The sequence below is a fragment of the Metabacillus rhizolycopersici genome (assembly GCF_020075705.1).
In genome coordinates this window covers 154,530-180,056 of the sequence record NZ_JAIQUM010000001.1, presented here as the reverse complement: position 1 = coordinate 180,056, position 25,527 = coordinate 154,530, and the positions used below count along the sequence as shown (strand labels likewise).

General features: G+C 36.9%; 24 protein-coding genes and 1 pseudogene. 20 read left to right on the top strand and 5 right to left on the bottom strand.

Features of this window, described 5'->3' with window-relative positions:
- Nucleotides 1–63: 63 nt before the first annotated feature.
- The gene (locus K9V48_RS00845) at nucleotides 64–1,194 is read left to right on the top strand and encodes an N-acetyldiaminopimelate deacetylase (protein WP_224136009.1); all 1,131 of its coding nucleotides are present in this window, start codon (nucleotides 64–66) and stop codon (nucleotides 1,192–1,194) included.
- Nucleotides 1,195–1,421: 227 nt separating this feature from the next.
- Nucleotides 1,422–1,667, top strand: coding sequence for a YkuS family protein (locus tag K9V48_RS00840; RefSeq protein WP_224136007.1), 246 nt, complete (start codon nucleotides 1,422–1,424; stop codon nucleotides 1,665–1,667).
- A 124-nt stretch (nucleotides 1,668–1,791) separates the two neighbouring features.
- Here K9V48_RS00840 and K9V48_RS00835 read toward each other — a convergent pair whose 3' ends face one another.
- A complete protein-coding gene (locus tag K9V48_RS00835; RefSeq protein WP_224136005.1) occupies nucleotides 1,792–2,628 on the bottom strand; it encodes a mechanosensitive ion channel family protein in 837 nt (278 codons plus the stop codon).
- A 506-nt stretch (nucleotides 2,629–3,134) separates the two neighbouring features.
- On the opposite strand from K9V48_RS00835, the gene K9V48_RS00830 reads away from it, so the two are divergent.
- The 8 genes from K9V48_RS00830 to K9V48_RS00795 all read left to right on the top strand — a co-directional run bounded on the left by K9V48_RS00830 (nucleotide 3,135) and on the right by K9V48_RS00795 (nucleotide 8,615).
- A complete protein-coding gene (locus K9V48_RS00830; protein ID WP_224136003.1) occupies nucleotides 3,135–3,677 on the top strand; it encodes a peroxiredoxin in 543 nt (180 codons plus the stop codon).
- A 299-nt stretch (nucleotides 3,678–3,976) separates the two neighbouring features.
- Nucleotides 3,977–4,432: a TlpA family protein disulfide reductase gene (locus K9V48_RS00825; protein WP_111615178.1), complete on the top strand. Its 456-nt coding sequence runs from the start codon at nucleotides 3,977–3,979 to the stop codon at nucleotides 4,430–4,432.
- Nucleotides 4,433–4,560: 128 nt separating this feature from the next.
- Nucleotides 4,561–5,184 carry a molybdenum cofactor guanylyltransferase gene (locus tag K9V48_RS00820; protein ID WP_224136001.1) on the top strand — a complete coding sequence of 208 codons (624 nt, stop codon included), beginning with the start codon at nucleotides 4,561–4,563 and terminating at the stop codon, nucleotides 5,182–5,184.
- A gap of 5 nt (nucleotides 5,185–5,189) precedes the next feature.
- Entirely contained in the window at nucleotides 5,190–6,470 is a 1,281-nt protein-coding gene (locus K9V48_RS00815) for a molybdopterin molybdotransferase MoeA (RefSeq protein ID WP_224135999.1), read from the top strand.
- Nucleotides 6,449–6,961, top strand: coding sequence for a molybdopterin-guanine dinucleotide biosynthesis protein B (gene mobB / locus K9V48_RS00810; protein WP_224135997.1), 513 nt, complete (start codon nucleotides 6,449–6,451; stop codon nucleotides 6,959–6,961). Before K9V48_RS00815 ends, mobB begins: the two co-directional genes overlap by 22 nt.
- Nucleotides 6,954–7,427, top strand: coding sequence for a molybdenum cofactor biosynthesis protein MoaE (locus tag K9V48_RS00805; RefSeq protein ID WP_224135995.1), 474 nt, complete (start codon nucleotides 6,954–6,956; stop codon nucleotides 7,425–7,427). The genes mobB and K9V48_RS00805 overlap by 8 nt, the downstream gene beginning before the upstream one ends.
- On the top strand, nucleotides 7,420–7,653 hold the full coding sequence (moaD, locus tag K9V48_RS00800) for a molybdopterin converting factor subunit 1 (protein WP_224135992.1): 234 nt from the start codon (nucleotides 7,420–7,422) through the stop codon (nucleotides 7,651–7,653). Before K9V48_RS00805 ends, moaD begins: the two co-directional genes overlap by 8 nt.
- Nucleotides 7,654–8,411: 758 nt before the next feature.
- The gene (locus K9V48_RS00795; RefSeq protein WP_066330721.1) at nucleotides 8,412–8,615 is read left to right on the top strand and encodes a cold-shock protein; all 204 of its coding nucleotides are present in this window, start codon (nucleotides 8,412–8,414) and stop codon (nucleotides 8,613–8,615) included.
- 143 nt (nucleotides 8,616–8,758) lie between these two features.
- Here the strand turns inward: K9V48_RS00795 and K9V48_RS00790 are convergent, their stop codons facing one another.
- Nucleotides 8,759–8,938, bottom strand: a complete 180-nt coding sequence (locus tag K9V48_RS00790) for an H-type small acid-soluble spore protein (protein ID WP_224135990.1) — start codon at nucleotides 8,936–8,938, stop codon at nucleotides 8,759–8,761.
- Nucleotides 8,939–9,263: 325 nt separating this feature from the next.
- On the bottom strand, nucleotides 9,264–9,557 hold the full coding sequence (locus tag K9V48_RS00785; protein WP_224135988.1) for a DUF6509 family protein: 294 nt from the start codon (nucleotides 9,555–9,557) through the stop codon (nucleotides 9,264–9,266).
- A 380-nt stretch (nucleotides 9,558–9,937) separates the two neighbouring features.
- Here K9V48_RS00785 and K9V48_RS00780 point away from each other — a divergent pair, with 380 nt between their 5' ends.
- The 7 genes from K9V48_RS00780 to K9V48_RS00750 all read left to right on the top strand — a co-directional run bounded on the left by K9V48_RS00780 (nucleotide 9,938) and on the right by K9V48_RS00750 (nucleotide 19,433).
- Complete coding sequence (locus tag K9V48_RS00780) at nucleotides 9,938–10,483, top strand: GNAT family N-acetyltransferase (RefSeq protein ID WP_224135986.1); 546 nt, start codon at nucleotides 9,938–9,940, stop codon at nucleotides 10,481–10,483.
- A gap of 395 nt (nucleotides 10,484–10,878) precedes the next feature.
- Complete coding sequence (locus K9V48_RS00775; RefSeq protein ID WP_224135985.1) at nucleotides 10,879–12,144, top strand: ammonium transporter; 1,266 nt, start codon at nucleotides 10,879–10,881, stop codon at nucleotides 12,142–12,144.
- Nucleotides 12,131–13,189, top strand: a complete 1,059-nt coding sequence (locus tag K9V48_RS00770) for a DUF294 nucleotidyltransferase-like domain-containing protein (protein WP_224135983.1) — start codon at nucleotides 12,131–12,133, stop codon at nucleotides 13,187–13,189. Before K9V48_RS00775 ends, K9V48_RS00770 begins: the two co-directional genes overlap by 14 nt.
- Nucleotides 13,186–13,899, top strand: coding sequence for an exonuclease domain-containing protein (locus K9V48_RS00765; RefSeq protein ID WP_224135981.1), 714 nt, complete (start codon nucleotides 13,186–13,188; stop codon nucleotides 13,897–13,899). The genes K9V48_RS00770 and K9V48_RS00765 overlap by 4 nt, the downstream gene beginning before the upstream one ends.
- Nucleotides 13,900–14,338: 439 nt before the next feature.
- The gene (locus K9V48_RS00760) at nucleotides 14,339–18,085 is read left to right on the top strand and encodes a bifunctional 2',3'-cyclic-nucleotide 2'-phosphodiesterase/3'-nucleotidase (protein WP_224135979.1); all 3,747 of its coding nucleotides are present in this window, start codon (nucleotides 14,339–14,341) and stop codon (nucleotides 18,083–18,085) included.
- Nucleotides 18,086–18,370: 285 nt separating this feature from the next.
- Nucleotides 18,371–18,922, top strand: a complete 552-nt coding sequence (locus K9V48_RS00755) for a hypothetical protein (protein ID WP_224135977.1) — start codon at nucleotides 18,371–18,373, stop codon at nucleotides 18,920–18,922.
- A gap of 61 nt (nucleotides 18,923–18,983) precedes the next feature.
- Nucleotides 18,984–19,433, top strand: a complete 450-nt coding sequence (locus K9V48_RS00750; RefSeq protein ID WP_224135975.1) for a GNAT family N-acetyltransferase — start codon at nucleotides 18,984–18,986, stop codon at nucleotides 19,431–19,433.
- 97 nt (nucleotides 19,434–19,530) lie between these two features.
- Here the strand turns inward: K9V48_RS00750 and K9V48_RS00745 are convergent.
- Together K9V48_RS00745 and K9V48_RS00740 are read right to left on the bottom strand one after the other, a co-directional pair.
- Nucleotides 19,531–19,665: pseudogene (locus K9V48_RS00745) on the bottom strand (peptidase M14); the annotation flags it as partial.
- 98 nt (nucleotides 19,666–19,763) lie between these two features.
- Entirely contained in the window at nucleotides 19,764–21,290 is a 1,527-nt protein-coding gene (locus K9V48_RS00740; RefSeq protein WP_224135973.1) for an MDR family MFS transporter, read from the bottom strand.
- A gap of 314 nt (nucleotides 21,291–21,604) precedes the next feature.
- Here K9V48_RS00740 and K9V48_RS00735 point away from each other — a divergent pair, with 314 nt between their 5' ends.
- The 3 genes from K9V48_RS00735 (at nucleotide 21,605) to K9V48_RS00725 (ending at nucleotide 25,505) form a co-directional block, all read left to right on the top strand.
- Nucleotides 21,605–22,465 carry an AraC family transcriptional regulator gene (locus K9V48_RS00735; protein ID WP_224135971.1) on the top strand — a complete coding sequence of 287 codons (861 nt, stop codon included), beginning with the start codon at nucleotides 21,605–21,607 and terminating at the stop codon, nucleotides 22,463–22,465.
- 198 nt (nucleotides 22,466–22,663) lie between these two features.
- On the top strand, nucleotides 22,664–24,052 hold the full coding sequence (locus K9V48_RS00730; protein ID WP_224135969.1) for a protoporphyrinogen oxidase: 1,389 nt from the start codon (nucleotides 22,664–22,666) through the stop codon (nucleotides 24,050–24,052).
- Nucleotides 24,053–24,281: 229 nt separating this feature from the next.
- Nucleotides 24,282–25,505: an MFS transporter gene (locus K9V48_RS00725; RefSeq protein WP_224135965.1), complete on the top strand. Its 1,224-nt coding sequence runs from the start codon at nucleotides 24,282–24,284 to the stop codon at nucleotides 25,503–25,505.
- The last annotated feature ends 22 nt before the right edge of the window (nucleotides 25,506–25,527 follow it).

Below are 25,527 nucleotides of genomic sequence, written 5' to 3'. Positions count from 1 at the left end.
AACAAATTATTAAAGAAGGCGTGGATGTAAATCCACGCCTTAAGTATAGGTAGGTGTTGTAAGTTGGATAGAGAAAAACTAGTGGAAATTCGTCGGGATCTTCATCGAATTCCAGAGATTGGATTCCAAGAATTTAAAACTCAAGCGTATTTATTGACCGTAATTAGTCAGTACCCGAAAGATCGAATCGAAGTGAAAATGTGGGAAACAGGGATTTTTGTTTTAGTGAAAGGGACAAATCCTACAAAAACGATTGGCTATCGTGCGGATATTGATGGATTACCAATTCTTGAAGAAACGGATTATGATTTCGAATCAGAACATATTGGCTATATGCATGCGTGTGGCCATGATTTTCATATGACAATTGCGCTAGGGATTCTTTCGCATTTTGTGGAAAATCCAATTGCGGATCATGTTTTGTTTTTATTTCAGCCAGCTGAAGAAGGACCGGGTGGTGCTGAACCGATGTTAAATAGTAACATTGCAAAAGAATGGCGACCGGATATTATTACAGCGTTACATATTGCACCAGAGCTTCCAGTTGGAACAATTTCCACTAAGTCAGGGCTCCTTTTTGCGAATACATCTGAATTGTTTATAGATTTGAAAGGTAAGGGTGGACATGCTGCCTATCCCCACACTACAAATGATATGGTTGTTGCCGCATGTTCGCTTGTAACGCAGCTTCAAACGGTTGTTGCGAGAAATGTAGATCCGCTTGATAGTGCTGTTATTACAATCGGGAAAATCACAAGCGGTACTGTTCAGAATATTATCGCTGAAAATGCTAGACTTGAAGGCACAATTCGCACGCTTTCTGTTGAATCGATGGATAAGGTGAAAGAGCGAATTGAAGCTCTTGTAAAAGGTGTGGAAATAGGATACACATGTAAAGCAACTATTGATTATGGTTCAATGTATCATCAAGTTTATAATGATGAAAAGTTAACAACTGAATTTATGGAGTTTATTTCAGCTAACTCAGATTTCACTGTCCAAGAAGCAACGGAAGCAATGACGGGAGAAGACTTTGGTTATATGATTGATCAAATTCCAGGCTTTATGTTTTGGCTTGGAGTTGATTCTCCATACGGGTTGCATCATGCAAAGCTTACACCTAATGAAGAGGCGATTAGCGTAGCAGTTGAGCTGATGAGTAAGTATATTACGTTTAAGGCAAATCAGGAATAACAAAAGCGGAAGCGCCTTGATCAGCCTCAGGCATAGCGTAAGACGATCAGGAATAGAAGGTGTTTTACCTTCAATTCCTGATCGTCTGTAGACCATAGAGGGGCCGGACGCTTGCGCTGGATGTCGTGCGCTTAGCCATAGTACAAGAATTTTATAGTTTCGCTATAACATAAAAATGTATATTTTACCCATCTCTGTACACAATACTTGTAGGAGGTGGATAAACAATGCCAAAAATTGGTGTGGAAGATTCATTATCAGATGTAACTGCTGCTTTACAACAAAAAGGCTATGATGTTGTCCAATTAAAAAACGAAAGTGATGCACAAGGCTGTGATTGTTGTGTGATTACAGGTCAGGATGCAAATGTAATGGGGATAAGCAATGCGGTGACAGCTGGGTCTGTTGTTCAAGCAAGTGGTTTAACAGCTGATGAAATTTGCCAGCAAGTTGAAAGCAAAATAAATCGATAAGATAAAAAAGGAAAGAGCACCTAAAATTGTGTTCTTTCCTTTTTTAGCAGATAGAAAGCATTAGATTAGGCATCGGTGAAATATGAACTAACCACTCAAGGGTTTTGCTCCATGTAAAATGATTCTAGTTACTCTTTTTTTCAATTGATACTTGATGAGGGAACGGTACTTCAATCCGATTAGCCTCTAACTGTTCCTTTATTGTTTTACGAAGCTTTCGTTCAACTGCCGATTGCTGACCGTTCTCTGTTTTTGCGATTATACGAATGATGATATCTGATGCACCGAGTGCTTGTACACCAAGTACATTTGGACCATCAACGATGCTAACATCTTCAGCAGCAATCCGTTCACAAACCTCTTGTAAAATTGCAATTGTCTGATCAATATCGTCATCATATGAAATCCCGATATCAACAAGGGCCCGCATATTTCCTCGGGAATGATTACTCACATTGATAATTTGTCTATTGGGTAAATAATGGAGAGTGCCATCGAATCCTCTAATCTGTGTCGTACGAAGACCGACTTGTTCAACGATTCCTTCAAATCCTGCAATTGTAACATAATCCTCTACATCGATTTGTTTTTCTAAGAGAAGGAAAAAACCAGTTACAACATCACTCACTAATCCTTGTGCGCCAAAACCAATTGCAAGCCCAACAACTCCTGCACCTGCTAATAAAGCCGTAGCATTATAACCAAATACTTCAAATACCATCACAATGAATATGAAAATGAGCGTATAGGATAAAACGTTTAATGATAGGCTTTGTAGTGTTAATGCTCGACCAGTTGATATACTATGACGTGCTTGTAAACGTTGAAACATCTTCTTTATGACTCTACGACCGATTGCTTTGACAATCAAGAAAGCAGCGATAATTCCGATGAGCTTCAAAAGAATAATTCCCGTATCTTTTAGAATTGATGACCAATCTACGTTTTGAAAAAAATCCATTCAAACAACATCCTTTCATAGTAAAGTTCTTTCATCCTTTTTAGAATTAACACATCGTTTTGGAAAGAAAGAATAGTTCATTCCCTATTATGTTAAACAGAAATTGTTGAAAAATGAAGAAGTTTAGCTAAAGTCGTCAAAAAAGTACGAAAACAAAGCGATAAATAAAGAGAAAGTTGGATAAAGTAAGTAGTATTTCCGTGCGTAAATGACGATCGTATACGGTTTTTTATAGATAAGTGTAAGGATAAAAAGTGGAGTTTCTAAAAGGGGTACAAAGGCAAAAAAGTTGAATTTTACTTTGCGATTAGGGGATAATGAAATTGTTAAGTAGATAGTAAATATATCTATCTTAAAATTATTATTATCTAATATTGACTAAAAAGGAAGCTTGTCCTATAATAAACACTGTATAGAGGACAAGTTATTAATTGAGAAGATTGTTTTTTTATTCTCAATTAAAAAAGCCAAATAAATTGGCAAACTATTTTTGGAGGGATTACATAATGGCAGAACGTATGGTAGGAAAACAAGCTCCACGATTTGAAATGGAGGCAGTATTAGCAAACAAAGAATTTGGTAAAGTAAGCTTAGAAGAGAATATGAAAAACGACAAATGGACAGTTCTTTTCTTCTATCCAATGGATTTCACATTTGTTTGTCCAACAGAAATCACTGCAATGAGCGATCGTTTCGACGAATTTGAAGATTTAGATGCAGAAGTAATCGGTGTTTCTACTGATACAATCCACACTCATTTAGCATGGATTAATACTGATCGTAAAAACAATGGCTTAGGGGATTTAAAATATACTCTAGCTGCTGATACTAACCATGTTGTTTCACGTGAATATGGTGTGTTAATCGAAGAAGAAGGTATTGCTCTTCGTGGATTATTCATCATTAACCCAGAAGGTGAACTACAATACTCTGTAGTTAACCACAACAACATCGGACGTGACGTAGACGAAACACTACGTGTGCTTCAAGCGCTTCAAACTGGTGGACTTTGCCCAGCAAACTGGAAGCCAGGTCAAGCTACTCTATAAGCTGTAAATAGGCAAGGTTGAAAAAGAGGCTGACGATGGAATAATGTCAGCCCTTTTTTAACAAGAAAGTGATAGTCTTATAAGCTGTGATAAGCGTCTAATTTTGATCTGCGGGATAAAATTAAGCCTTCGCTTTTCATACCTTAAAGAATAACTTGTTGTGTCGATCTCTGGTGCCTAAACCTACTGGGGTCTAGACATTCATGAAATGAAGATAAAAACATTTTTATTTCATGAGTGTCTTAATTGTTTGAGTTGAATAAGGCGCTGGTACATTTTTATTTACGGAGGGGAAAATAATGAAATTACGTGAGCCAATGCCAGAATTAACTGGTGCAACGGAATGGTTAAATGGCGAAGTTACAAAAGATCAATTAATTGGCGAGAAGCCAACACTAATTCATTTCTGGTCTATAAGCTGTCATTTATGTAAAGAAGCAATGCCACAAGTAAATGAATTTCGTGATCAATATAAAGATAAATTAAATGTTGTTGCTGTTCATATGCCTCGTTCAGAAGACGATTTGAACATTGAAGAAATTAAAAAAGTTGCAGCAGAACACGATATTAACCAACCAATCTTTGTTGATAGTGAACATAAATTCACTGAGAAATTAGAAAACCAATATGTTCCTGCATACTATGTTTTTGATAAAGAAGGCAAGCTTCGTCACTTCCAAGCAGGTGGAAGCGGAATGAAAATGCTAGAGAAGCGTGTGAATCGTGTTCTAGCAGAAAATGAAAATGCAGAATAAGTAATGTTCGAAAAGAAGTCGGTTACCCATCTTGTGGTAACTGACTTTTTTTGCACGTGAAGATTAAGGGAAATCTCGCTTTATGGTTGTTAAATTGAAAATTAATAGGTGAGGGAGTGTACAGAATTTTGCATGAAACAGTCGGTGTGTTATTAGCGGGTGGTGAATCTAGACGGTTCGGTGGAAAGAAAGCATTCGCAAAATTTAAAGGTCGATTCTTTTGGGAACATTCCTATTTTGCTCTAAAAGAAGTATCCAACCAGCAAGTGATTATCAGTCATCAGGACTTGATAGATCAATTTAAAGAAATGGCGTCGTGTCAGGTGCTAGTTGATGATGAAAAAGTAAAAGGGAAAGGGCCGTTAGCTGGAATTTATACGGCGATGAAAAATATCGAGGCAGAATGGTATGTCGTCGTTTCATGTGACATCCCGTTCATCTCTAAACGCACCTTGCATAGTTTGCTAGATATGAGAAGCTCTAGTGTAACGGCGATTATCCCGAGGGTTAATGGAAAGCACCATCCGTTGATTGGGGTATATCACCAATCTATTTTTGCAAAGCTTGAAAAGCAACTGTTGAAACATGAGTATAAAATGATGTCATTCCTTAAAAAAATAGACGTCATCTATGCTTCTGAACAAGAGCTGGCTGTAGATGCGAAGGTTTTTAGTAACATAAATTCACAAGAAGATTACACAAAGCTACTTTCTAATGGTAAAATATCAGAATCTTATAACAGACCGGAGTGAATTTGATGGTAGAGAGAAGAAGGCCATTAGCCGTAAAGGAAGCAATTGAAAGAGTGATGAGATATTCGGTACTAGGTGAAAAGGAACAAGTTTCTTTGCGAGAAAGTTATGGAAGGTTTTTAGCAGAAGATTTAATCGCAGACCACCCTGTACCTCCATTTGATCGCTCGCCATATGATGGGTTTGCAATCCGTTCAATCGATTCGAAGCTTGCGAGTACTGATCAACCAGTCGAATTTGAAGTCATTGATGAAATCGGTGCAGGTAGTGTCAGTGAGTTTGTACTAGGAGAAATGCAAGCAATTAGAATTATGACTGGTGCACAACTACCTAACGGCTGCGATGCAGTTGTGATGCTAGAATTAACGAAAGTGTTTGAGAAGGAAGAAAAAGTGTTTATGTCAATAAAAAGGCCCTTCAATAGCGGAGATAATATTTCATTTGAAGGGGAAGACACCCCGCAAGGAAGTACGCTCGTTAAAAAGGGTGCCTATATCACTCCAGGTACGATCGCGCTTCTTGCTACATTTGGATATGCAACCGTGACAGTTATAAAAAAGCCTACTATAGGAATCATTGCGACTGGTAGTGAGCTTCTTGATGTAGGTGAACAGCTTGTACCTGGAAAAATAAGAAATAGTAATTCATTTATGATTGAAGCGCAAACGAGACGAAGTGGAGCAGAACCAATTTATTTAGGTAAGCTAATGGACGATATTGATGAATGCTATGAAGCGATTAAAAATGCGCTATCTAACGTTGATTTTCTGATTACGACTGGGGGTGTTTCCGTTGGCGACTATGATTATTTACCAGAGATTTATAAGCGTTTAGGTGCAAATGTTTTATTTAATAAAGTGGCGATGAGACCTGGGAGTGTGACAACAGTTGCTGAATATAATGGGAAATTATTATTCGGTCTTTCTGGTAATCCGTCTGCCTGCTATGTTGGATTTGAATTATTTGTAAGGCCGATCGTTCGATCCTATTTATCTTCTGAAAAGCCTCATCTTCGGAAAGTAACAGCTAATTTAGGGAAGGATTTCTTAAAAGCGAATCCTTTTACGCGATTTGTCAGAGGGAAGCTCTCGTTTGCGAAAGGAGAGTTAATAGCGTCGCCCGTTGGCTTAGATAAATCAAATGTCGTTACATCACTAGCAGAGTCAAATGCATTTATTGTTTTGCCGGGGGGGACGAGAGGATTTCAAACAGGTGATCAAGTAGATGTATTGTTAGTTGAGGAACAAATTGGAAGTGAAATATCTTGGGCAGAATCCTTCAAGTAGTAGGGTATCAAAATAGTGGGAAAACCACTTTTGTTGTTGAGTATATTGAAGCAGCTGTAAGACAAAAACTAAAGGTAGGTACGATTAAACATCACGGGCATCTAGAGGCAATCAAAATGGATGATCAACGTAAGGATACGGGGAAGCATCGCCAGGCGGGAGCGCAAGTAACTCTTGTAGAGGGAAATGGTTCACTTGTGCTTACTTCAGAAAAATTGTCCCTATCACTTTCACAAATGGTAACATTGTATAGTCAATTCCAATTAGACGTTATTGTCGTCGAAGGCTTTAAATTGGCAGCATATCCAAAAGTAGTACTAGTAACATCACAAGCGGATTTACTGTTGCTGAATGATCTCTTGAATATTAGCTGTGTTATTGCAAGATTCCAACTTCCAAAAGAGATCACAGAACGCTTTCAAACTTTTTATCATACAAAAGAATGTATCGAATGGTTATTAACGAATAAAGTAGGTGAAATGATTGAATAAACCTTTGTTTGAGGTAGTAAAAGATCCTATTTCAATAGAAGAGATAACGAATAAAGTGATACGCAATGAAGCGGGTGCAGTTACGACATTTATCGGGACTGTAAGAGAATTTACCTATGGGAAGAGAACCCTATTACTGGAGTATCAAGCATATGAAAAAATGGCTGTGAAAATGCTAGAGCAGATAGGGTATGAAATAAATGAAAAATGGAATGATGCAAAAGTTGCCATCACTCATCGGATCGGTAAATTAGAAATCACGGAAATAGCTGTTGTGATCGCAGTTTCTACGCCACATCGGAAAGATGCATATGAAGCGAACGAATATGCGATTGAACGTATCAAACAAATTGTCCCAATCTGGAAAAAAGAAATATGGGAAGATGGTGAATCGTGGATTGGGGATCAACTGGAAAAAACATCATATCCAGAAGGGAAACCATTAGGAGTTGAAGAGAATGATTAAAGTATTATTATTTGCTCACTTACAAGAAAAGGTAGGGAAAGAGATAATAGAAATTGAACATTCACCGCTTACTGTGAAAGAGTTAAAGAACGAAGTTGCAACCAAATACGAGCTAGGATCATTGGAGCATGTGATGATCGCGGTAAATGAAGAATATGCACTTGAGGGGGATCTTGTTCAACCGGGTGATGTTGTAGCGTTTATACCACCTGTAAGTGGAGGTTAATCACGTTGCGGTCCTATTAACGGGCCGCATGTGTACTGAATTCTACAAGTAGAGAATCATAAATTAGTAAAAAGTATTTCGCGAAGATGTTCGTAGGGAAACAAGTAATAGGAAAATGCCGAAATTTTCGGGAGTGGAAAAAGAAGCCAAGGTAATATGGTAAATGCGAATTTAGTGACGTTTTTACAAAAAATGTGTTTGTAATTGACAATTGATGACAAATAATCTATAATAATAAAAGTGCTTATTAACGACTTCACTAATTATAGTGTAATGTGAATGAAATGTTTTCTGGATGTGACCTGAAAAAGGTCTTAAATAAAATCACAGACACGTTAAATCAATTCACACTGGCACGGACTAGGAGCCGTAAGGACGAAAGAGAGGTAGGGCTTTCGTTGTTTTGAGTTTTTGCAATTTCAATAATAGAATGAATGGAAAATAAATAGATAAGAAGTTTATCATGCATGAACAAGTAGTAAAACCCTAGCTACTAGCTCTTTGTAAATATTAAGAAGAGAAGGCTCGGGGATAACTGAATGTGAAAGCTGTGGTGACTCTCGCTATCTATCAGTAGGGGATAGAGAATCTCTCTACTGATGGGGAGTTTCACTTTATTTTTTATTAATAAATATGGAGCTAAGTAATTCACGTATTATAAAGATTATTCACTCCATACTTAGATATTCTCTATAATATGTGGATTCTTATTTACTAAATGTAAGTAACATATTAAAAAATCTTTGGAGGTTTCACTCATGAAAACTACTGGTACTGTTAAATGGTTTAATTCAGAAAAAGGTTTCGGATTTATCGAAGTTGCAGAAGGAAACGATGTATTTGTTCACTTCAGTGCTATTACTGGTGAAGGTTTCAAAACGTTAGAAGAAGGGCAAAAAGTTGAATTCAACATCGTTGAAGGAAACCGTGGCCCTCAAGCTGAAGACGTTGTAAAATTATAATAAGTATAGAAGACTGACTATTTTAAGCTAATAGTCAGTCTTTTTTTATTACTTAAGAAATAACTAGATTTTGTCCTATAGAGTAGATATAGCTTACTCCATTCTTATAGGTCAGTAAAACTCTACTAACAGTTGGTTATGCATTACTGCTCGCGTAGATTTTCAATCGGTACTTCTATTTCTGAAGCGGGATTATTGAGTGGGTAAATTCTAGCAGTTTTTAAATCTTCGTTAATGGATTGTATGTAAATTGCTTCATCTTGATAGCGAACGTTTGCTAGTTCACCTGATTGTGAAATTTCCTTCGCTCGATTTATGTCCATATCCCTAAGTGTCTCCTTTCTTAAAAAAGTGTTCTGGGCTGAGCCTACTTATTTACGATGTCCGTTATTGTGAATAATATACAAAAATGATTGTAAAAAATAGGAGGTGAAAAAGGACTAACTGCGAAAGTTAGTCCTTTTTGTGAAAGATAAGAAAGTATAAAATTTTTGACTTAGTTTTCGTGTCTAGCGCAAGCGTCCAGCCCCTCTTGGGTCTAAGCCACTCAGGAATTGAAGGTAAAGAACACCTTCTATTCCTGAGTGGCTTATGCTTGTGGGGTCCGAACAAGGCGCTTGCGCTTTTCTTATGAGAGTGATTTGTTCGTTAAAGTTGATTATTTTCAACGAGTTGATGACAATATTGTTCGATTTCCTTTACTTCATCTTCTTCCAATGCAAAGTCTAAGAATCGCCCAGTTGTTATTTCGATGAAATCATATTGGGCAATCTTTTCTTGTTCATTTTCTATTGCGTAAATTAGCTTAAGTGAGATACCGTGCTCACTAAATAGTTCGTCTTCTTCGTCGATTTCTAATGTTAGGAATATTTCATATCGATCACCGGAAAGAATGCCGAATGGATCCTCAAGTTTTTCAATTGTTGCTTCAATAATATTCATAATACAGTTACCTCTTTCTATAGAAAGCTATTAAATGATGACATGTTAACGAAGTGATGGGATCTATTTTGAACATGTCTGATTGATTGTGAATCAAAATCATTTAATTAGTATTATAGCGTTTTAAGGAAGACAAGCCAAATTTAATGAGGGTTTGTTGATCTTTGTTGGGAGTAATGGAATGAAAATGGGCACGGTACTTCAAAAATGACTGAAAGATCAATGGTTGTCTTTAAGGATTCTTGGGTAAATGATATACTCTTTTGGTGTTTATGATGAAGGATAAAATAAGTGTAGAATTATGTTTTGATTACACAGCTTGGCGAGCTATTTTTAATATCGTTATTAGGGCTTAATCAAGAGTGATTGGAGAGGTAGATATGATCAGAAAAGCGGAATTAAGGGATATTCAAGAAATTATTGAGATTGTTTTGGGAACGATACCGATCATGAGAGAAGAAGGGAGTGATCAATGGGACGATACATATCCATTAAGAAAGGATTTTGAACGAGATTTGCAGAATGGAAGCTTGTTCGTTTTTGAACATAATCAGGAAGTCGTTGGATCGATTACAGTTGATCAGATTCAACCGAAAGAATACGAAACGATTACTTGGACTCGAAATGAACCGGCTTATGTTTTTCATCGTTTAGCTGTAAAACTAGGTGCTAGAAAGCTTGGGGTAGCAAGTCAACTAATTGATTTTGCGGAAAAATATGCATTGTTAAAAGGTGTGAAGTACATGAGGATTGATACGTATTCTGTAAATCAAAAAGCGCAACAACTTTTTCTGAAAAAGGGGTACAAAAAAATCGGAGCGATGGAATTTCACGGAAAAGCATTTCCTTTTTACTGTTTTGACAAGGAATTAAGTGTCAATGATCGGCAAAAACCTGCTGATTTGCAGGGGATAGAAAGGAATTGAATCAGAAAACTAAAAAATAATAAGAAAAGCATAAGCGGCTTATTCGGCCTCGGGCAAATAAGCCGCTCAGGATCTTTGCCTTCAATTCCTGAGCGGCTTAGACTTAAGGGGGCTGGACGCTTGCGTTAGACACGGAAGCTAAGTTAAAAAAATTTATATTTTCTTATCTTTTAAAAAAGCAGGTATTCTCATGTGGTGAGGTGCCTTTTTTGTGTTGGGAAGCATGGGAATCGTACATGTTAGAAAAGTTATGTTAGATTATCTGACATAAAATAATCAGAAGTTTCATAAAATATGTTGACACATTAAAAATATCGTATAGAATAGTAAATAAATAAAGGGTGTTACATTTCCTCACATTCAACGTGAGAAAATAACGAAAGGGAGGAATTATGATGGATGCAATGTTTTTAATGAATAGTCTTTGGGTCATGTTAGGTGCAATTTTAGTTATTTTTATGCAAGGAGGATTTATTTTACTTGAGGCAGGATCTACTCGGATGAAAAATGCAGGCCATATTGCGGGGAAAACAATTTTTACTTTCGGTCTTGCATCATTAGTTTTCTGGGCAGTTGGATATGGCTTTATTTTTGGAGAAAATGCAAATTTCTTTATAGGATTATCAGATTTCTTCTATTCAGGAGCACAGGCTGAAGGAATGGGATTGTCAACATCCGTATTCTTTTTATTCCAATTAGCATTTGCAGGTATATCAATCACAATTGCGTTAGGTGGATTTGCAGAAAGGGCTAAACTGTCAGTTTATTTAATCTTCACTGTTTTATTCTCGGCTGTTGTCTATCCAGTAGTTGCACATTGGATTTGGGGTGGCGGTTGGTTAGCTGAACATGGAAAGCAAGACTTTGCTGGTTCTACAGTTGTTCATTTAACAGGTGCAATGGCAGCATTAGCGGCAACTATTCTATTAAAACCGCGTATTGGAAAATTTAATAAAGACGGTTCGGCAAATAGTATTCAAGGTCATAACCAAGTATTTACAGCTTTAGGGGTCATCGTTTTATGGATTGGTTGGTTTGGATTTAATGCAGGTAGTACTGTTGCAGTAGATGATGGTTTCTTCGGTTTTGTTGCCTTAAATACAAATCTAGCAGCAGGAGCAGGAGCGGTTGCGGCACTTATTATTTCATGGATGGTATTAGGTAAATCAGATATTCCAACAATGTTGAATGGTGCTTTAGCTGGGCTTGTAGCGATTACTGCATCATGTGCGTTTGTAGAAACTTGGGCATCGGTTGTTATTGGCTTCATTGCAGGAATTCTTGTATTCTACAGTGCTAGATTCTTTGAAAAGAGAAAAATTGATGATCCAATCTACGCATTATCTGTTCATGGTGTAGCTGGAGTTTGGGGAACATTATCAACAGGTTTCTTTGCAACACCTGAGCTTGCGACAGTGGGCTTACCAGGATTGTTTTACGGTGGTGGTTTCACACAACTCGGCGTACAATTAATGGGAGTCGTAACATCTGGTGCATTCGCATTTGTTGTATCTTTTGTGATTTTAGCAATTATGAAAAAGTTTATGAGCGGGCTACGTGTAACAGAAGAAGAAGAGGTTATGGGTTTAGATATCAGTGAACATGGAAGCTACGGATATCCTGAGGTATTTGCATCAAAAGATCAAAATGTTAGCTTATAAGAAAATGACTTGGCCAGATACACTCATTATGACAAAAGGTGAGGAAGTGTCTCACATGCATGGTGAATTTGATTCATATGAATCGATAAAAAAGTGGAAAGATGAGCATATCCACCAATTTGCATTAGATACAAAAGGGTTAAATGATTTTCATGATGAGATGATGAGGAGTGCTAGTAAGTTAGCACTCTTTCAGCTTGAAAAAGAGTTTGGTTTACCGCCATGTAAATACACATGGTTCGTTACGGGTAGTGGGGGCCGTATTGAACAAGGGATTATTAGTGATCAAGACCACGGGCTTATTTATGAGGAACATACAGAAAAAGCAAACCACTATTTTAAAAAGCTAGGTGAAGAGCTGTCAAAGGGGCTATATCATATTGGCTATCCGTATTGTGAGGGAAAGATCATGAGTTCAAACCCCATATGGTGTAAATCAATGGTTGATTGGAAGAGTCAACTTTTTCATTGGATGGAAGAAAAAAGTTGGGAATCGATTCGTTATTTGCAAATTTTTTATGATGCTCGTTGCGTTGTTGGTGAAAGAGATTATGTGAAAGAGCTAAAACGAACTATTTTTCATTATCAGAAACAAAATCATCAGCTATTACAGCGGTTTATGGATAATATTCAGCGTATTAAGCATTCTGTTGGTCCACTTGGTCAAATATACGTTGAGCAAAGTGGAAAGTATGAGGGGTGCATTGATATAAAAAAAGCTGCATTTTTACCCTATGTAAACTCGATAAGGTTTTTAGCGATAAAAGAGGGGTTAGTTGAGACGTCAACACTTGAACGAATCGATTGTCTTTGCGGAATTGACGCTTATAGGAAAGAGTTACTTCTTTATAAACGTAATTTTGAAATGCTTCTTGACTATAGATGTTATTTGTTTAAAAATGCAGCATCTTATGATGATGTCCATTACCTTGATATTAGAAATTTGTCAAAAAACGATCGAAGAAAAATCAAAAGTATATTAAGGGATGGAAAAAAACTACATCAATATGTTCAAGGAATCATGGTAAAGGGTGTTGATAAATGACATTTGACCCGTTTTTCTTTATGAAAGGTATTCAAGGGAGAATTGGTTCATCACAAAGCGGGCAAAGTCAGCAGCAAGTTGCATATTTACGACAATTACAACGTGAAATGAGAGTGGAAGAAACTCTTCACATTCCACTTACTGAATTAAACGTGATCATTTTTGACATTGAAACAACTGGTTTTTATCCAGATAAAGGAGATCAAATCATATCAATCGGAGCGATTGAAGTAAAAGGTGATGTAATAAATGAGAAAGAAACTTTTTATTCGCTTGTACGCACAGAAAAAATGCTTTCAGAAGAGATCAGTCAATTAACAGGTCTGACAGATCAACAATTACAAAATGCCCCGCAATTATCAGAGGTATTATTTCAATTTTTTCAATTCGCTCAAGACTATACGTTGGTCGCACATCATGCAAATCATGAAAAGATTTTTTTACAGCATGCATTATGGAAACAATTTCGTTCACCATTTAAGCATCGCTTAGTTGATATGTCCCTTTTATATCGAATTGCTGAACCGAATGTTAAGCTTATTACCCTTGAAGAGTGCTGTGAGCATTGTGGAATCCCTATTGTTGGTCGACATCATGCACTTTATGATGCGATGTTAACAGCGCAACTTTGGAGCACGTATGTAAAAAAGCTTCATGAAAAAGGTTGTGAAACACTAAAGGATCTTTATGAGCTTTTTACGAATGGTTAATAGGAAACTGAAAAAATCGTTTTTATTAAGGCTGACAAAATGAAGTGATTGAGATACATCACATTATTTTGTCAGTCTTTTGTGCTTGTTTAAGAAATGATAAAATTCTGTTTTTGTGACCAATTTCTTGAAAGTGAGACCTGAAGAATAAAGCGGATAATTGCAGGTGTGAGAACTAACTTATCTTTCGTTCCTGGTCATGCGAATGATTAGTCGCGAATGTATTGAAGTAAAAAACACATTCTATTCTTTACCGTCATATTCCCTCATCTTAATCAATGTTCATGAGCTTTTGTAACAATAATTTACACCATTTTACAATAATAGAACAATTTCTTGCAAAATCCTTTACATTCAATTTGTACAATTAAATAAGAGAAAAGCAATAGAGAAAAATTGGGAAGGTGGAAAAATATTGAGGAGAAAATTTAGGCGTTTAATGAAACGGAAATTATTTCACGGTGCTTTAGCAACAACTATAGTAGTTAGTGTAGTACCATTACCAGTACTTACTGATATAGTAAATGCTGAAGAGACACCTGTTACAATGGACGTAAGACTTTTGGGAACAACAGATATTCATGCTCATATTATGGATTATGATTATTATGCAGACAAACCGGTTAAGAACTTTGGTCTTGTTCGAACTTCCGCTTTATTAAAACAGCGTCAGGCAGAAGTGCAAAATAGCATTTTAGTCGATAATGGCGATTTAATTCAAGGTAATCCATTGGGGGAATATGTATTTAAACGAGGGTTAAGTGATGGACAAGTACATCCAATTATTACGGCATTAAATCTGTTAGATTATGACGCAGCAACTTTAGGAAATCATGAATTTAACTATGGACTGGACTTTTTAAACGAAACGATGGATGATGCTGAATTTCCGGTTGTAAACGCGAATGTTTTCCATGCTACTGATCAAGAGGATTATTATTTCGACCCTTATAAAATCGTTGAAAAAGAATTTGTTGATAATAAAGGTGAAGTCCATAAGCTAAAGGTCGGATTTACGGGATTTGTCCCACCACAAATTAATGTATGGGATAAAAAGCATTTAGATGGAAAGGTTGTTACGAAAGATATTTTAGAATCTGCTAAAAAAGTAATCCCTGAAATGAAGAAACAGGGAGCAGATTTAATTATTGTAATTGCTCATACTGGTGTTGATTCGAATGAAGGTGTTACTGGATCAGAAAATGCTGTTTTTGATTTAACAAAGCAGATTGCTGATATTGATGCGATTGTCTCCGGACACCAACACAATCTTTTTCCTGGTGATGCAAGATTTAATGGGCATGCAACAATCGATAATATTAAGGGTACAGTGAACGGTGTTCCGGTTGTTATGCCGAAAAACTGGGGTAGTCATTTAGGGATGATTGACCTTGAGCTAGAGTTAACAGATGTAATTGATGGCGATGAGGAATGGGATGTCGTTGATTCTCAATCGAAAGCAGAGCCGATTACAGGCGTGACTGAGTCTAATCAAGAAATGGTAGCAGCAGTAAAATCTGCACACGATTCAACATTGGAATATGTAAGAAAAAGTGTTGGAACAACAACTTCTCCAATCAATAGTTTCTTTGCGCTTGTTCAAGATGATCCTTCTATTCAAATTGTGACAGATGCTCAAAAATGGTATGCAGAAGAAAAATTAAAGGGTACTGAATATGAAGGGATGCCAATGTTATCTGTAGGTGCTCCATTTAAAGCAGGTGGACGAAACGGAGCAGACTATTATACAAACATCGCTCAAGGAGACTTGGCTATTAAAAACGTCGGTGACCTATATCTCTATGATAATACGGTTCAAATCGTTAAAATAACAGGTGCAGATGTAAAAGAATGGTTAGAAATGTCAGCAGGTCAATTTAATCAAATTGATCCAACAACAGCAGAAGAACAAAACTTAATTAATGCTGATTTTCCAACTTTTAATTATGACGTAATTGATGGAGTTACATATGAAATTGATGTAACAAAGCCAGCGAAATATGATGCAAATGGTAACGTTGTGAATAATGAAACTTCACGGATCAAAAACTTAATGTACGATGGGAGACCGATCGACGTAGACCAAGAGTTTTTAATTGTAACGAATAACTATCGAGCTTCTGGAGGTGGGAATTTCCCTGGGAAACTGTCTTCAAAGATCGTTGAACAGTATCCTGATGAAAGTCGCCAGGCAGTGATGAACTATATTCTTGAAAAAGGTGAGGTTAATCCTTCAGCGGATAACAACTGGCGAATTGCACAAATTTTCGGGGATGTAAATATCACATTTGAATCGTCACCATCTGCGCAATCATTTGCTGAGCAGTCTGAAAATATCGATTTTATCGAAACGTTAGACTCCGGATTTAGTAAATATTCATTGAATCTAAGCAAAGATGAATGGAATCTTACAATAATGCATACGAATGACACACACGCACATTTAGAGAATGTCCCAAGACGTGTAACAGCTGTTGAACAGGTTCGCTCAGCAACTGAAAACTCCATCCTTCTAGATGCAGGTGATGTATTCTCAGGTACTTTATACTTTAATCAATATTTAGGACAAGCTGATTTAGAGTTTATGAACTTAATGAAATACGATGCAATGGTACCTGGTAATCATGAATTTGATAAAGGTCCGAGTATATTTGCTGACTTTATTAAAAAAGCAGAATTCCCTATTGTAAGTGCTAATATTGATTATTCCAAAGACTCAAAGTTAAAGACCTTGTATAAAGATGAGGTGGGAAAACCTGGTGAAGGCGGTTCTATTTATCCAGCGACAATTTTAGAAGTAAATGGTGAAGAGGTTGGTATTTTCGGTCTAACGACTGAAGATACAGCAATCTTAGCGGATCCAGGTAAGGATATTGCTTTTGAGAACCATATCGAAAAAGCGGAAGAAACAGTTAAAATGCTTGAAAATGAAGGTATTAATAAAATCATTGCGTTAACACATATTGGCTATAATTATGATAAAGTTCTTGCCGAAGAGGTAGCGGGTATTGATGTGATTGTTGGTGGTCACAGTCATACATTACTGGAAGAACCTATTGTCTATAATGAGGAAACTGAACCAACAATTATTTTATCAGCTCAAGAAAACAGCTACTTCTTAGGTAATGCTGGTGTAACGTTTAATAAAGATGGTGTGTTGCAATCATGGGACCAGAATCTTATCGATCTTGATGCACAAGATGAAAATGGTCAGTATGTAATTGGTGATCATCCAGGAGCTTCTGCTCGTTTAGCTCAACTAGCTAAGCCGATTGAAGAATTGAAAAATAAAATCGTTGGTGAAACATCTGTCTTTCTGAATGGTGAGCGTGAAGATGTTCGAACAAAAGAAACAAACTTAGGTAACTTAATTGCAGACGGAATGCTTTGGCGAGCTCAGCAACAAAATACAGGGGCAACAATTGCAATTCAAAATGGTGGCGGTATACGTGCTTCCATCGAAAAGGGGAATATAACGCTAGGTGATGTCTTAACTGTATTACCGTATGCCAATACGATCGTTACGCTTGATTTAACAGGAAAAGAGATCATTGAAGCATTGGAGAATGGAGTTAGTCAAATTGAGGACATTGCCGGTCGTTTTCCGCAAGTAGCTGGATTGAAATTTGGCTTTGACCCGAATCAACCTGCTGGTAGTCGGGTGCACAGTGTTCAAGTACAAACCGAATCGGGATATGAAAAAATTGATTTAGATGAACAATACACTGTGGTAACAAATGCATTCATTGCAGATGGTGGAGATGGTTTTGCTTCGTTTAAAGCAGCTAAAGATGATGGACGCATGACCGAATTATTTATTCCAGATTATGATGTTTTCCAAGAATACTTAATTGAACTAGGGACTGTAGAACCTGAAGTTGAGGGGAGAATTACAATAGGGGCTGAACCAGTAGAGTCACCGGACGATAAAGATCAAGACAAGGATGCAGGTAATCTGAAACCTAATGAAGATCAAGAGAAAGATGATGAAAATAAAGAACCGATTGAAAATAGTTCTGATACGAATAATGGGTCAAATGATGATTCTAGTTCAATGGCGGATGGAAATGAATTACCAAGTACTGCTACAAATATGTTTAACATGATAACGGTAGGTTTTATCCTTGTCGCAAGCGGTGGTGTACTATATTTAGTAAGACGCAAACAAAAGCAGACTCAATCTTAAAGTAGATATCATAATTCTTGACAGCTTTGTAGACACAGCTTTAACTAGAATTGCTATCTCGAAAATGGTAAAAATGGTAGGTTAAAAGATTATCGAAAAGAGGCTAACAAAGCTGTTATCCTCTTTTCTTTTTTTAGGAATAGAAGCAAAATCCATTCTTTTTACTTAAGACTTTGGTATAATTTTCAATTGAGGGTAAAATGAATCATAGTCTGGGCTGATATGTGTAGGTACAATATCTGAGTAAGTTTTAAAAAAATGAACATCTTTGTGGGGGAAACGATCATGAAAAATAAAAAAAGAGTAATTTTGTCCACTTTAATCATCTTATTTATTGCTTTAGCTGGATGGGGTGGGAGTATCCTCTATACAAAAGGAGATTCAGCTGGAGTTAGAAATTCTACACTCACTCCTAATGTAGAGCAAACGAATGAAGAGAAAGATGGGGGCACTTCATCCAAAGTTATACATGAACCGACATCTAAAGATATCATTGTCTTTTCAACAAATGAATTTGAAAACGGTCATGTTTTTATTGAGGAATTTCATGGGTTTTATAATGATACATTAGGCTGGGGGAAAGCTAACACAGCCGATTACGATAAGCAACAAGCTACAGCGGTAAGGATTGTTGAACTGATAAAAAGTGCTGAAATTCAAAATGAACAATTAAATGGTGATTTTAAGCTCATTGAAAGCTATGCAAACCAAGTAATTGAATCTGATGACCCTGACTCGATGCTTAAGTTACACCGATTATTCCATGATTTAGATATTTATTTGAACGGGTATTCACGGGCCGATTCTTTTGGTGTAACAGAATTTAAGGGGATTTAACGTAGCAGGTTCTAGGGATTATCTCCAACTACATTTCGATAAATAAAGATAGGAGCAAGAAATGAACAAAATTCAAAGAGCTGATATTGAAGATGCGTATGAAATACTAGCTTTGCAAAAATTAGCATACATCAGTGAAGCAGAGATTCTTGGTGATTATACGATTCAGCCATTAACACAAACGTTAGATAGTTTAGCAAATGAATTTGATCGTAATCTAATTTTGAAGTATGTATCTGAAGGTAAAATTATTGGATCAATAAGGGCGAATGAGAAAAAGGGAACGTGCTACATAAGCAAATTAATGGTTCATCCAGATCATCAAAATAAAGGAATCGGGAAAGCGTTAGTGAGAGAAATTGAGCATGTCTTTGGTAATGTCCGCTACGAATTATTTACTAGTAGTCAGAGTAATAAAAACGTCTCTTTTTATGAAAAGCTAGGGTTTACAGGATACAAAACAGAAAAGCTTGCCACAGAAGAGACAATCTTTGTTTTTATGGAGAAATAGGCATAGAGAAAAATGAAAGAATTGGAGGCTGACGATGATGCGTCTGCCTCTATTTTATGCTCCAGGTAACACTTAAGACAAGTTTTGCGTTTAGGATTTACATAGATAAGCCTGCTAACATAATATCTAGACTTTCCTGATAAATTTCATCAAATTGTGAAAGTGGAAGAGGGTTAACGCCTTTGTCTAATTCTACTGTGTAGCCAGGACTTCTCCATTCTTGAAGGTAATAAAGTAGTTTGTTCATCACATAAAATTTATTTTTAAAACACTTGGATGACATGTCAACCAAGTGTTTTTTTGAAGTATATCCATTTATTATGATTTGGCTTATTCCGTATTGTTTGATTGTTGCTTAACCCCCATCACGCGCGTATTTCCCATCAACAGGACAACAATGGCAGCAATGGCGATTGGGAATAAAGCAATGAAAAAGGTAGTGGTAATCGAATCTGACATTGCATTTACGATTTTATCGAGGATGATACCTGGGATTTTTTCTCGTTCCCCTGATTGGAAAATCTGCTGTGGATCCTCAAGATTAAATGGCGATTGTCCAGTCGTTCCTTGCATCCCTTTAAAAGCGGTTGTAATTTTTTCAGTAAAGATATTATTTTGAATGACTCCAAAAATCGTAATCCCTAATGTCATCCCGAAGGAACGTAGAAAAGAGTTGGTAGAACTTGCTGTTCCCCGGTATCTTGGTTCTAAACCGTGAATCGATGCTGTTGGCAATAAAGAAAATGAAAATCCCACTCCAAATCCAACGATGACTAGATAAATCGTTAACAAGATACGACTTGTATCAGGAGTTAACGTGCCAAGCAGTAACATTCCAATGAAATAGGCTATGACTGAAATGATCATTAGGTTTCGGAAGCTTGTTTTCGTTTGGAAAATCCCACCGATTCCGCTCCCTACAACAGAACCGAGCATCATTGGCATCAAAATGTAGCCTGCATTTGTTGCTGAACCACCGTATATTGCTTGAACAAAAATCGGTATAAATACCGTTAAGATAATAAATGTACTACCATAAAGAAAGGCTAATATTTGGGAAGTGGCAAATAGTCTCTTTTTGAAAAGCCAAAATGGAAGTATTGGATCCTTCGCAAATTTTTCGGCAATGAAAAAGGCAATAATACAGGTTACAAAGACACTAATTAAACCTAAAATCTGTATGGAATCCCAAGCAAATTCACTGCCAGCTAACTCGAGAGCGAACATAAGACTTACGACAGCTAGAACAAGGGTAATTGCTCCCCACCAATCTATCTTCTGTTTCATATGGTTAGGAGATTCCTTGTAGTAGTGAAAAATCAAGTAGAAGGACACTAATCCGATGGGGATATTTACATAGAATATCCAGTGCCAGCTAATAAAATCGGTAATAAATGCGCCTAATAATGGTCCAAACACACTTGACGCACCAAACACGGCTCCAATGAGACCTGTCATTTTCCCTCGGTTTTCAGGTGGGAAAATATCAAATATAATCGTGAAGGCAATTGGCATTAAAGCACCACCGCCAATTCCTTGTATGGCACGGTAAATACTTAATTGCTCAATACTTTGGGCAATCCCACAAAGAGCGGAGCCGACTAAGAAAATGACCAGCCCGAAAATAAAGAACTGTTTGCGCCCGTACATATCGGAAAGCTTGCCAAAAATAGGCATTCCCGCCATTGTTGTGACCATGTAAGCAGATGTAACCCAGACAAATTTGTCAAAGCCCCCTAAGTCAGAGACGATTGTCCCCATTGCAGTTGCTACGATCGTATTATCCATCGCTGCCATTAAAATCGCCAACAATAATCCAGCAACAATGAAGCGTTGATTGGTAATCTGATTAATCATTTGTACTCTCCCTTCATTGAGGTTTATTTTTCATTAATTCTTGATCCTGCACTAGGGAGTTTTACCCCACTGATGGAAGCTTTGCTATATGTAATGGAAATTTGAAAGATTATTACTATATTGCTAATTTCCTAAATATAGAGACAATTTCAAGTGTAGGAGGGGAACTAGATCTTGTCAAGCGATAATAGATGTTAAGTACATAAGTGTGTTTCCGCTATTTATGAAGTAAAATAATCCTATCCATACAAAGCACAAATTGACAGGAACGAAGGAAGCTTCAATGGTAAAATTTCATTGAGGGGTTGAGCGATATGGCATTGGTTGAATCATTGCAAAAGGCGATAAACTATATGGAAGAACATTTACTAGACCAAATAACAATTGAAGATATAGCTAAACGGGCAGATGTAACATCGTTTCACTTTCAACGTGTATTTATGATTTTGACAGATTTATCAGTAGGGGAATATCTTCGTCGTCGCCGATTAACACTTGCAGCGCAGGAGTTGACTAGTACAACATGCAAAATTATTGACCTTGCTTATAAATATGGCTATGACACTCCTGAATCTTTCTCAAAAGCTTTTCGTAAACAACATGGCATATCTCCGACTGGGGCACGAAAAGGAATGGGAAAGATACAATCTTATAATCGGATATCGATACAGGTAAAGCTGAAAGGAGTAGAACCAATGAAATATCACATTATTGAAAGAGATAGTTTCCAAGTAATCGGAATAAAACGAGAATTTTCATGTGGTGCAGAGGATGCAGGTATCCCAGGAATTCCAGAATTTTGGGGTGAAGCAACTGAAAATGGTATAGTAAATCAATTGGTTCAATTAACCAACGGACAAATCAAAGGTCTATTAGGCATTACTGAAAATTTTAACGCTGAGAAGAATGTAGTCGACTATTGGATAGCGACAGAATATAGTGGGGACGTACCTGATGGGTTTATGAGTTATGACATACCCGCAGCAAAATGGGTCGTTTTTGAAGTGAAAGGTAAGGTCCCCTCCGCTATTATAAATGCATGGAAACAAATTTATTCAGAATGGTTCCCGTCTAACGGCTATGAACCAGCTAAAATCGCACCGATCGAGGCGTATATCGATTCTGATCTTGATAGCCCGAATTCATATAATGAAATTTGGGTTGCGATTAAATAATCTATGTAAATGCAGTGCTAGCTAAGTCACTTTTGCGTCTTGGTAGCATCACAATTTTGACCCGTAGTAAAGGAATTTTCATTATATTAGAGTAGATAGAAAAACGTAAACGATAAGTATGTATTAAAAATCACTGCTTAATGGTAGATCTATATAGTACCCTGTAAGGAGAAGAATAAGAAATAGAGGTGTTTATAAGTGAAAACAGTTCTAGTCATTGGCGGTGGTGTTACTGGTTTATCCGCCATGTTTGAATTACATAAATGGAGAAAAGCTACCCAATCAGATATGAGGCTTATTCTTGCAGAAGAGTCTGCTGAACTCGGTGGGAAAATTTGTACCGTAAAGGCAAGTGATTTTGTAGTAGAAGCAGGTGCAGATTCAATTGTAGCTCGTAAAGCGAATAAGATGACATTTATAGAGGAACTTGGTTTAGAGAATGAAGTCGTCTATAATGCCACTGGACGGTCGTTTATCTATACCGAGGGAGAATTAAAGTCAATACCGGTAGATTCAGTTTTCGGAATTCCCGCAAGTGTTGAATCCTTAGCAAAAAGTACGCTCATATCTGCTGAAGGTAAGGTGGAAGCGTTAAAGGATTTTTATACAAAAAATGAAACATTCACGAAAAACGATTCAGTCGGGTCGTTTCTCGAGCATTTTCTCGGTAAAGAATTAGTTGAAAAACAAATTGGTCCCGTTCTTTCTGGTGTTTACTCTGGAAAACTTAGCGATTTAACAATAGCTTCTACATTACCATATTTGCTTGATTATAAAGAAAAATACGGCAGTATAATAAAAGGGTTTGAAGTAAATAAGGAGAAATTTCAAAGCGGTGGCGATAAGAAGTTTCTTTCTTTCAAAGGTGGTTTAAAAACACTTATCGATGCTTTTGAAGAAAAGCTAGAAGAAGTTGAAATTTTAAAGAATAGAAAAGTAAGCAAAATTGAAAAGATGAACAATCGATATAACGTAACGTATATCAATGGAGAAATCGTAGAAGTGGATCATGTCGTCCTAAGTATTCCACATACAGCTGCGGAAAAATTACTAAATGATCAAGAATTAAGCAATGAATTTGCAAAATTGAAAAGCAGCTCACTAATTAGCGTATATGTTGGTTTTCGCATTCCTGATCGAATGCTCCCGAAGGAAGGGACAGGTTTTATAACGGCAAATAACGATGAATTGTCATGCAATGCCTGTACATGGACAAGTCGAAAATGGGAGCATACGTCAGAAAATCGAAACCTACTTGTAAGGCTGTTTTATAAAAGTAGTCACCCATCATTTGCAGCATTAAGAAAATTGGACGAAGAAGAACTGCTTCAAGTTGCACTTGACGATATTAGCAAAAGCCTTGGAATTACAGCTAAACCGATTGTCAGTGAAATAACAAATTGGTCTGATAGCATGCCTAATTATTTAATCAACCATCCTAAAAGCGTGGAAAAGCTTGAAAAAAAATTGGCAGAAACGTATCCAGAGGTTTTCCTTGCGGGCTGTTCATATTACGGCGTTGGTATCCCTGACTGTATTGAAAACGGTAAAATGACAGCGGAAAGAATCATTCAGAACTTAAAATAAAACAGGACATTTCAATTAGTGTTGTCCTGTTTTATGATGCATTATCCAGCGCGATTTTATTAAGTATATAAAACCAGAGAATCTAAAAAAACCTGCACGAAGATTAAAATCGTCGTGCAGGTTTTTGTATGTCAGTTTTTTTCTTAAGGTGTCTATGCAAACTGACTTTCGTCAGATATAATGAGTTGAGTATCTTTCAGGATATTACTATATATAGTGGGGGTTTAATATGAGTTCATTTTCACAACAAGCTTCAAAAGCAAATTTATGGAGCAGTTCTTTCGTTTTTGTCATGCTTGCGAATGCTTTATTATTTCTGTCATTTGAAATGTTACTTCCGACCTTGCCGCTTTTTGTTTCTAGTATCGGAGGGGAAGCAACACAAATCGGTCTAGTGACAGGAATATTTATGTTTTCTGCTATTTTAATTCGACCATTTGCTGGTGTTCTGGCAACACGAATTGATAAAAAATATCTGTTGCTTATTGGAGTTGCTATCTGCGCACTATCAACCGGAGCTTACTACCTGTCGTCAGGTGTATGGCCAATACTCCTTGTTCGAATGATTCATGGTATTGGTTTTGGTCTAGCTACAACGTATTTTACAACGATCGCAGCTGAAAATATTCCTAAGGAACGCCGTGGGGAAGGAATGGGCTATTTCGGTGTTGGTGAAACAGTGGCAATATCAGTAGGACCATTAATCGGTGTTAGCCTATTACAAGCATATCATTTCACAAGTGTATTTATGAGTGGTATGGCAATATTGCTTCTTGGGCTGTTGTTGGCTGTGTTTATTTCAAGAAAGCCTAGAATAACAAATGAGAGTAGCTTGAAAAAGGATGTAGCTATTTCATTTAAACTGATAGAAAAACGAGTACTGTTTCCATCGCTTCTAATCTTGATGACGGGAATTAGCGCAGGTGGAATTTTGTCTTTTAGCGCGTTATATGCGATTGAAAAAGGTTTCCAGAATGTTGCATGGTTTTTCTTCATCATAGCCGCCTCTAGTTTTCTGGTTCGATTGATTTCAGGGAAAATGTTTGACAAAATGGGACCTGGTCCAGTGTTAATTCCTTCCGCATTCATTACGATTGGAGGGCTTATCGTGTTAATTGTAGCTCAAAATGAGTTACAGTTTATTCTCGCTGGGTTCCTGTATGGATTTGGTTTTGGTGCAATTTTCCCTGCTCTTCAAACATGGTGCTTGAACTCGGTAGAGGAACATGAACATGAAAACGCCATTGCATCCTTTTTTAATTTTTTTGATTTAGGTATTGGTGGCGGTTCATTACTACTTGGTGTTGTTGCAGGGGCATTTTCCTATCAGGCCATATATTTTGTAGCAATAGGGGCCTACGTACTGTATTTACTTTTATATTTAGGTTACAGTGTCAGAAGAATGCGGATTATGAAAAATAGTGTGAGAAATAAAAATAAGTACAGTGCCTAAAATTTCCATTTTCTCAAGAAAG

What these genes read in the sequence shown, in the direction of transcription:
- K9V48_RS00795 (WP_066330721.1), top strand. Translation starts at nt 8,412, where the DNA reads ATGAAAACTACTGGTACTGTTAAATGGTTTAATTCAGAAAAAGGTTTC.
- K9V48_RS00835 (WP_224136005.1), bottom strand. Translation starts at nt 2,628, where the DNA reads ATGGATTTTTTTCAAAACGTAGATTGGTCATCAATTCTAAAAGATACG.
- K9V48_RS00725 (WP_224135965.1), top strand. Translation starts at nt 24,282, where the DNA reads ATGAGTTCATTTTCACAACAAGCTTCAAAAGCAAATTTATGGAGCAGT.
- K9V48_RS00830 (WP_224136003.1), top strand. Translation starts at nt 3,135, where the DNA reads ATGGCAGAACGTATGGTAGGAAAACAAGCTCCACGATTTGAAATGGAG.
- K9V48_RS00840 (WP_224136007.1), top strand. Translation starts at nt 1,422, where the DNA reads ATGCCAAAAATTGGTGTGGAAGATTCATTATCAGATGTAACTGCTGCT.
- K9V48_RS00775 (WP_224135985.1), top strand. Translation starts at nt 10,879, where the DNA reads ATGGATGCAATGTTTTTAATGAATAGTCTTTGGGTCATGTTAGGTGCA.
- K9V48_RS00735 (WP_224135971.1), top strand. Translation starts at nt 21,605, where the DNA reads ATGGCATTGGTTGAATCATTGCAAAAGGCGATAAACTATATGGAAGAA.
- K9V48_RS00765 (WP_224135981.1), top strand. Translation starts at nt 13,186, where the DNA reads ATGACATTTGACCCGTTTTTCTTTATGAAAGGTATTCAAGGGAGAATT.
- K9V48_RS00790 (WP_224135990.1), bottom strand. Translation starts at nt 8,938, where the DNA reads ATGGACATAAATCGAGCGAAGGAAATTTCACAATCAGGTGAACTAGCA.
- K9V48_RS00770 (WP_224135983.1), top strand. Translation starts at nt 12,131, where the DNA reads ATGTTAGCTTATAAGAAAATGACTTGGCCAGATACACTCATTATGACA.
- K9V48_RS00825 (WP_111615178.1), top strand. Translation starts at nt 3,977, where the DNA reads ATGAAATTACGTGAGCCAATGCCAGAATTAACTGGTGCAACGGAATGG.
- K9V48_RS00780 (WP_224135986.1), top strand. Translation starts at nt 9,938, where the DNA reads ATGATCAGAAAAGCGGAATTAAGGGATATTCAAGAAATTATTGAGATT.
- K9V48_RS00785 (WP_224135988.1), bottom strand. Translation starts at nt 9,557, where the DNA reads ATGAATATTATTGAAGCAACAATTGAAAAACTTGAGGATCCATTCGGC.
- K9V48_RS00760 (WP_224135979.1), top strand. Translation starts at nt 14,339, where the DNA reads ATGAAACGGAAATTATTTCACGGTGCTTTAGCAACAACTATAGTAGTT.
- K9V48_RS00755 (WP_224135977.1), top strand. Translation starts at nt 18,371, where the DNA reads ATGAAAAATAAAAAAAGAGTAATTTTGTCCACTTTAATCATCTTATTT.
- K9V48_RS00750 (WP_224135975.1), top strand. Translation starts at nt 18,984, where the DNA reads ATGAACAAAATTCAAAGAGCTGATATTGAAGATGCGTATGAAATACTA.
- K9V48_RS00740 (WP_224135973.1), bottom strand. Translation starts at nt 21,290, where the DNA reads ATGATTAATCAGATTACCAATCAACGCTTCATTGTTGCTGGATTATTG.
- moaD (WP_224135992.1), top strand. Translation starts at nt 7,420, where the DNA reads ATGATTAAAGTATTATTATTTGCTCACTTACAAGAAAAGGTAGGGAAA.
- K9V48_RS00815 (WP_224135999.1), top strand. Translation starts at nt 5,190, where the DNA reads ATGGTAGAGAGAAGAAGGCCATTAGCCGTAAAGGAAGCAATTGAAAGA.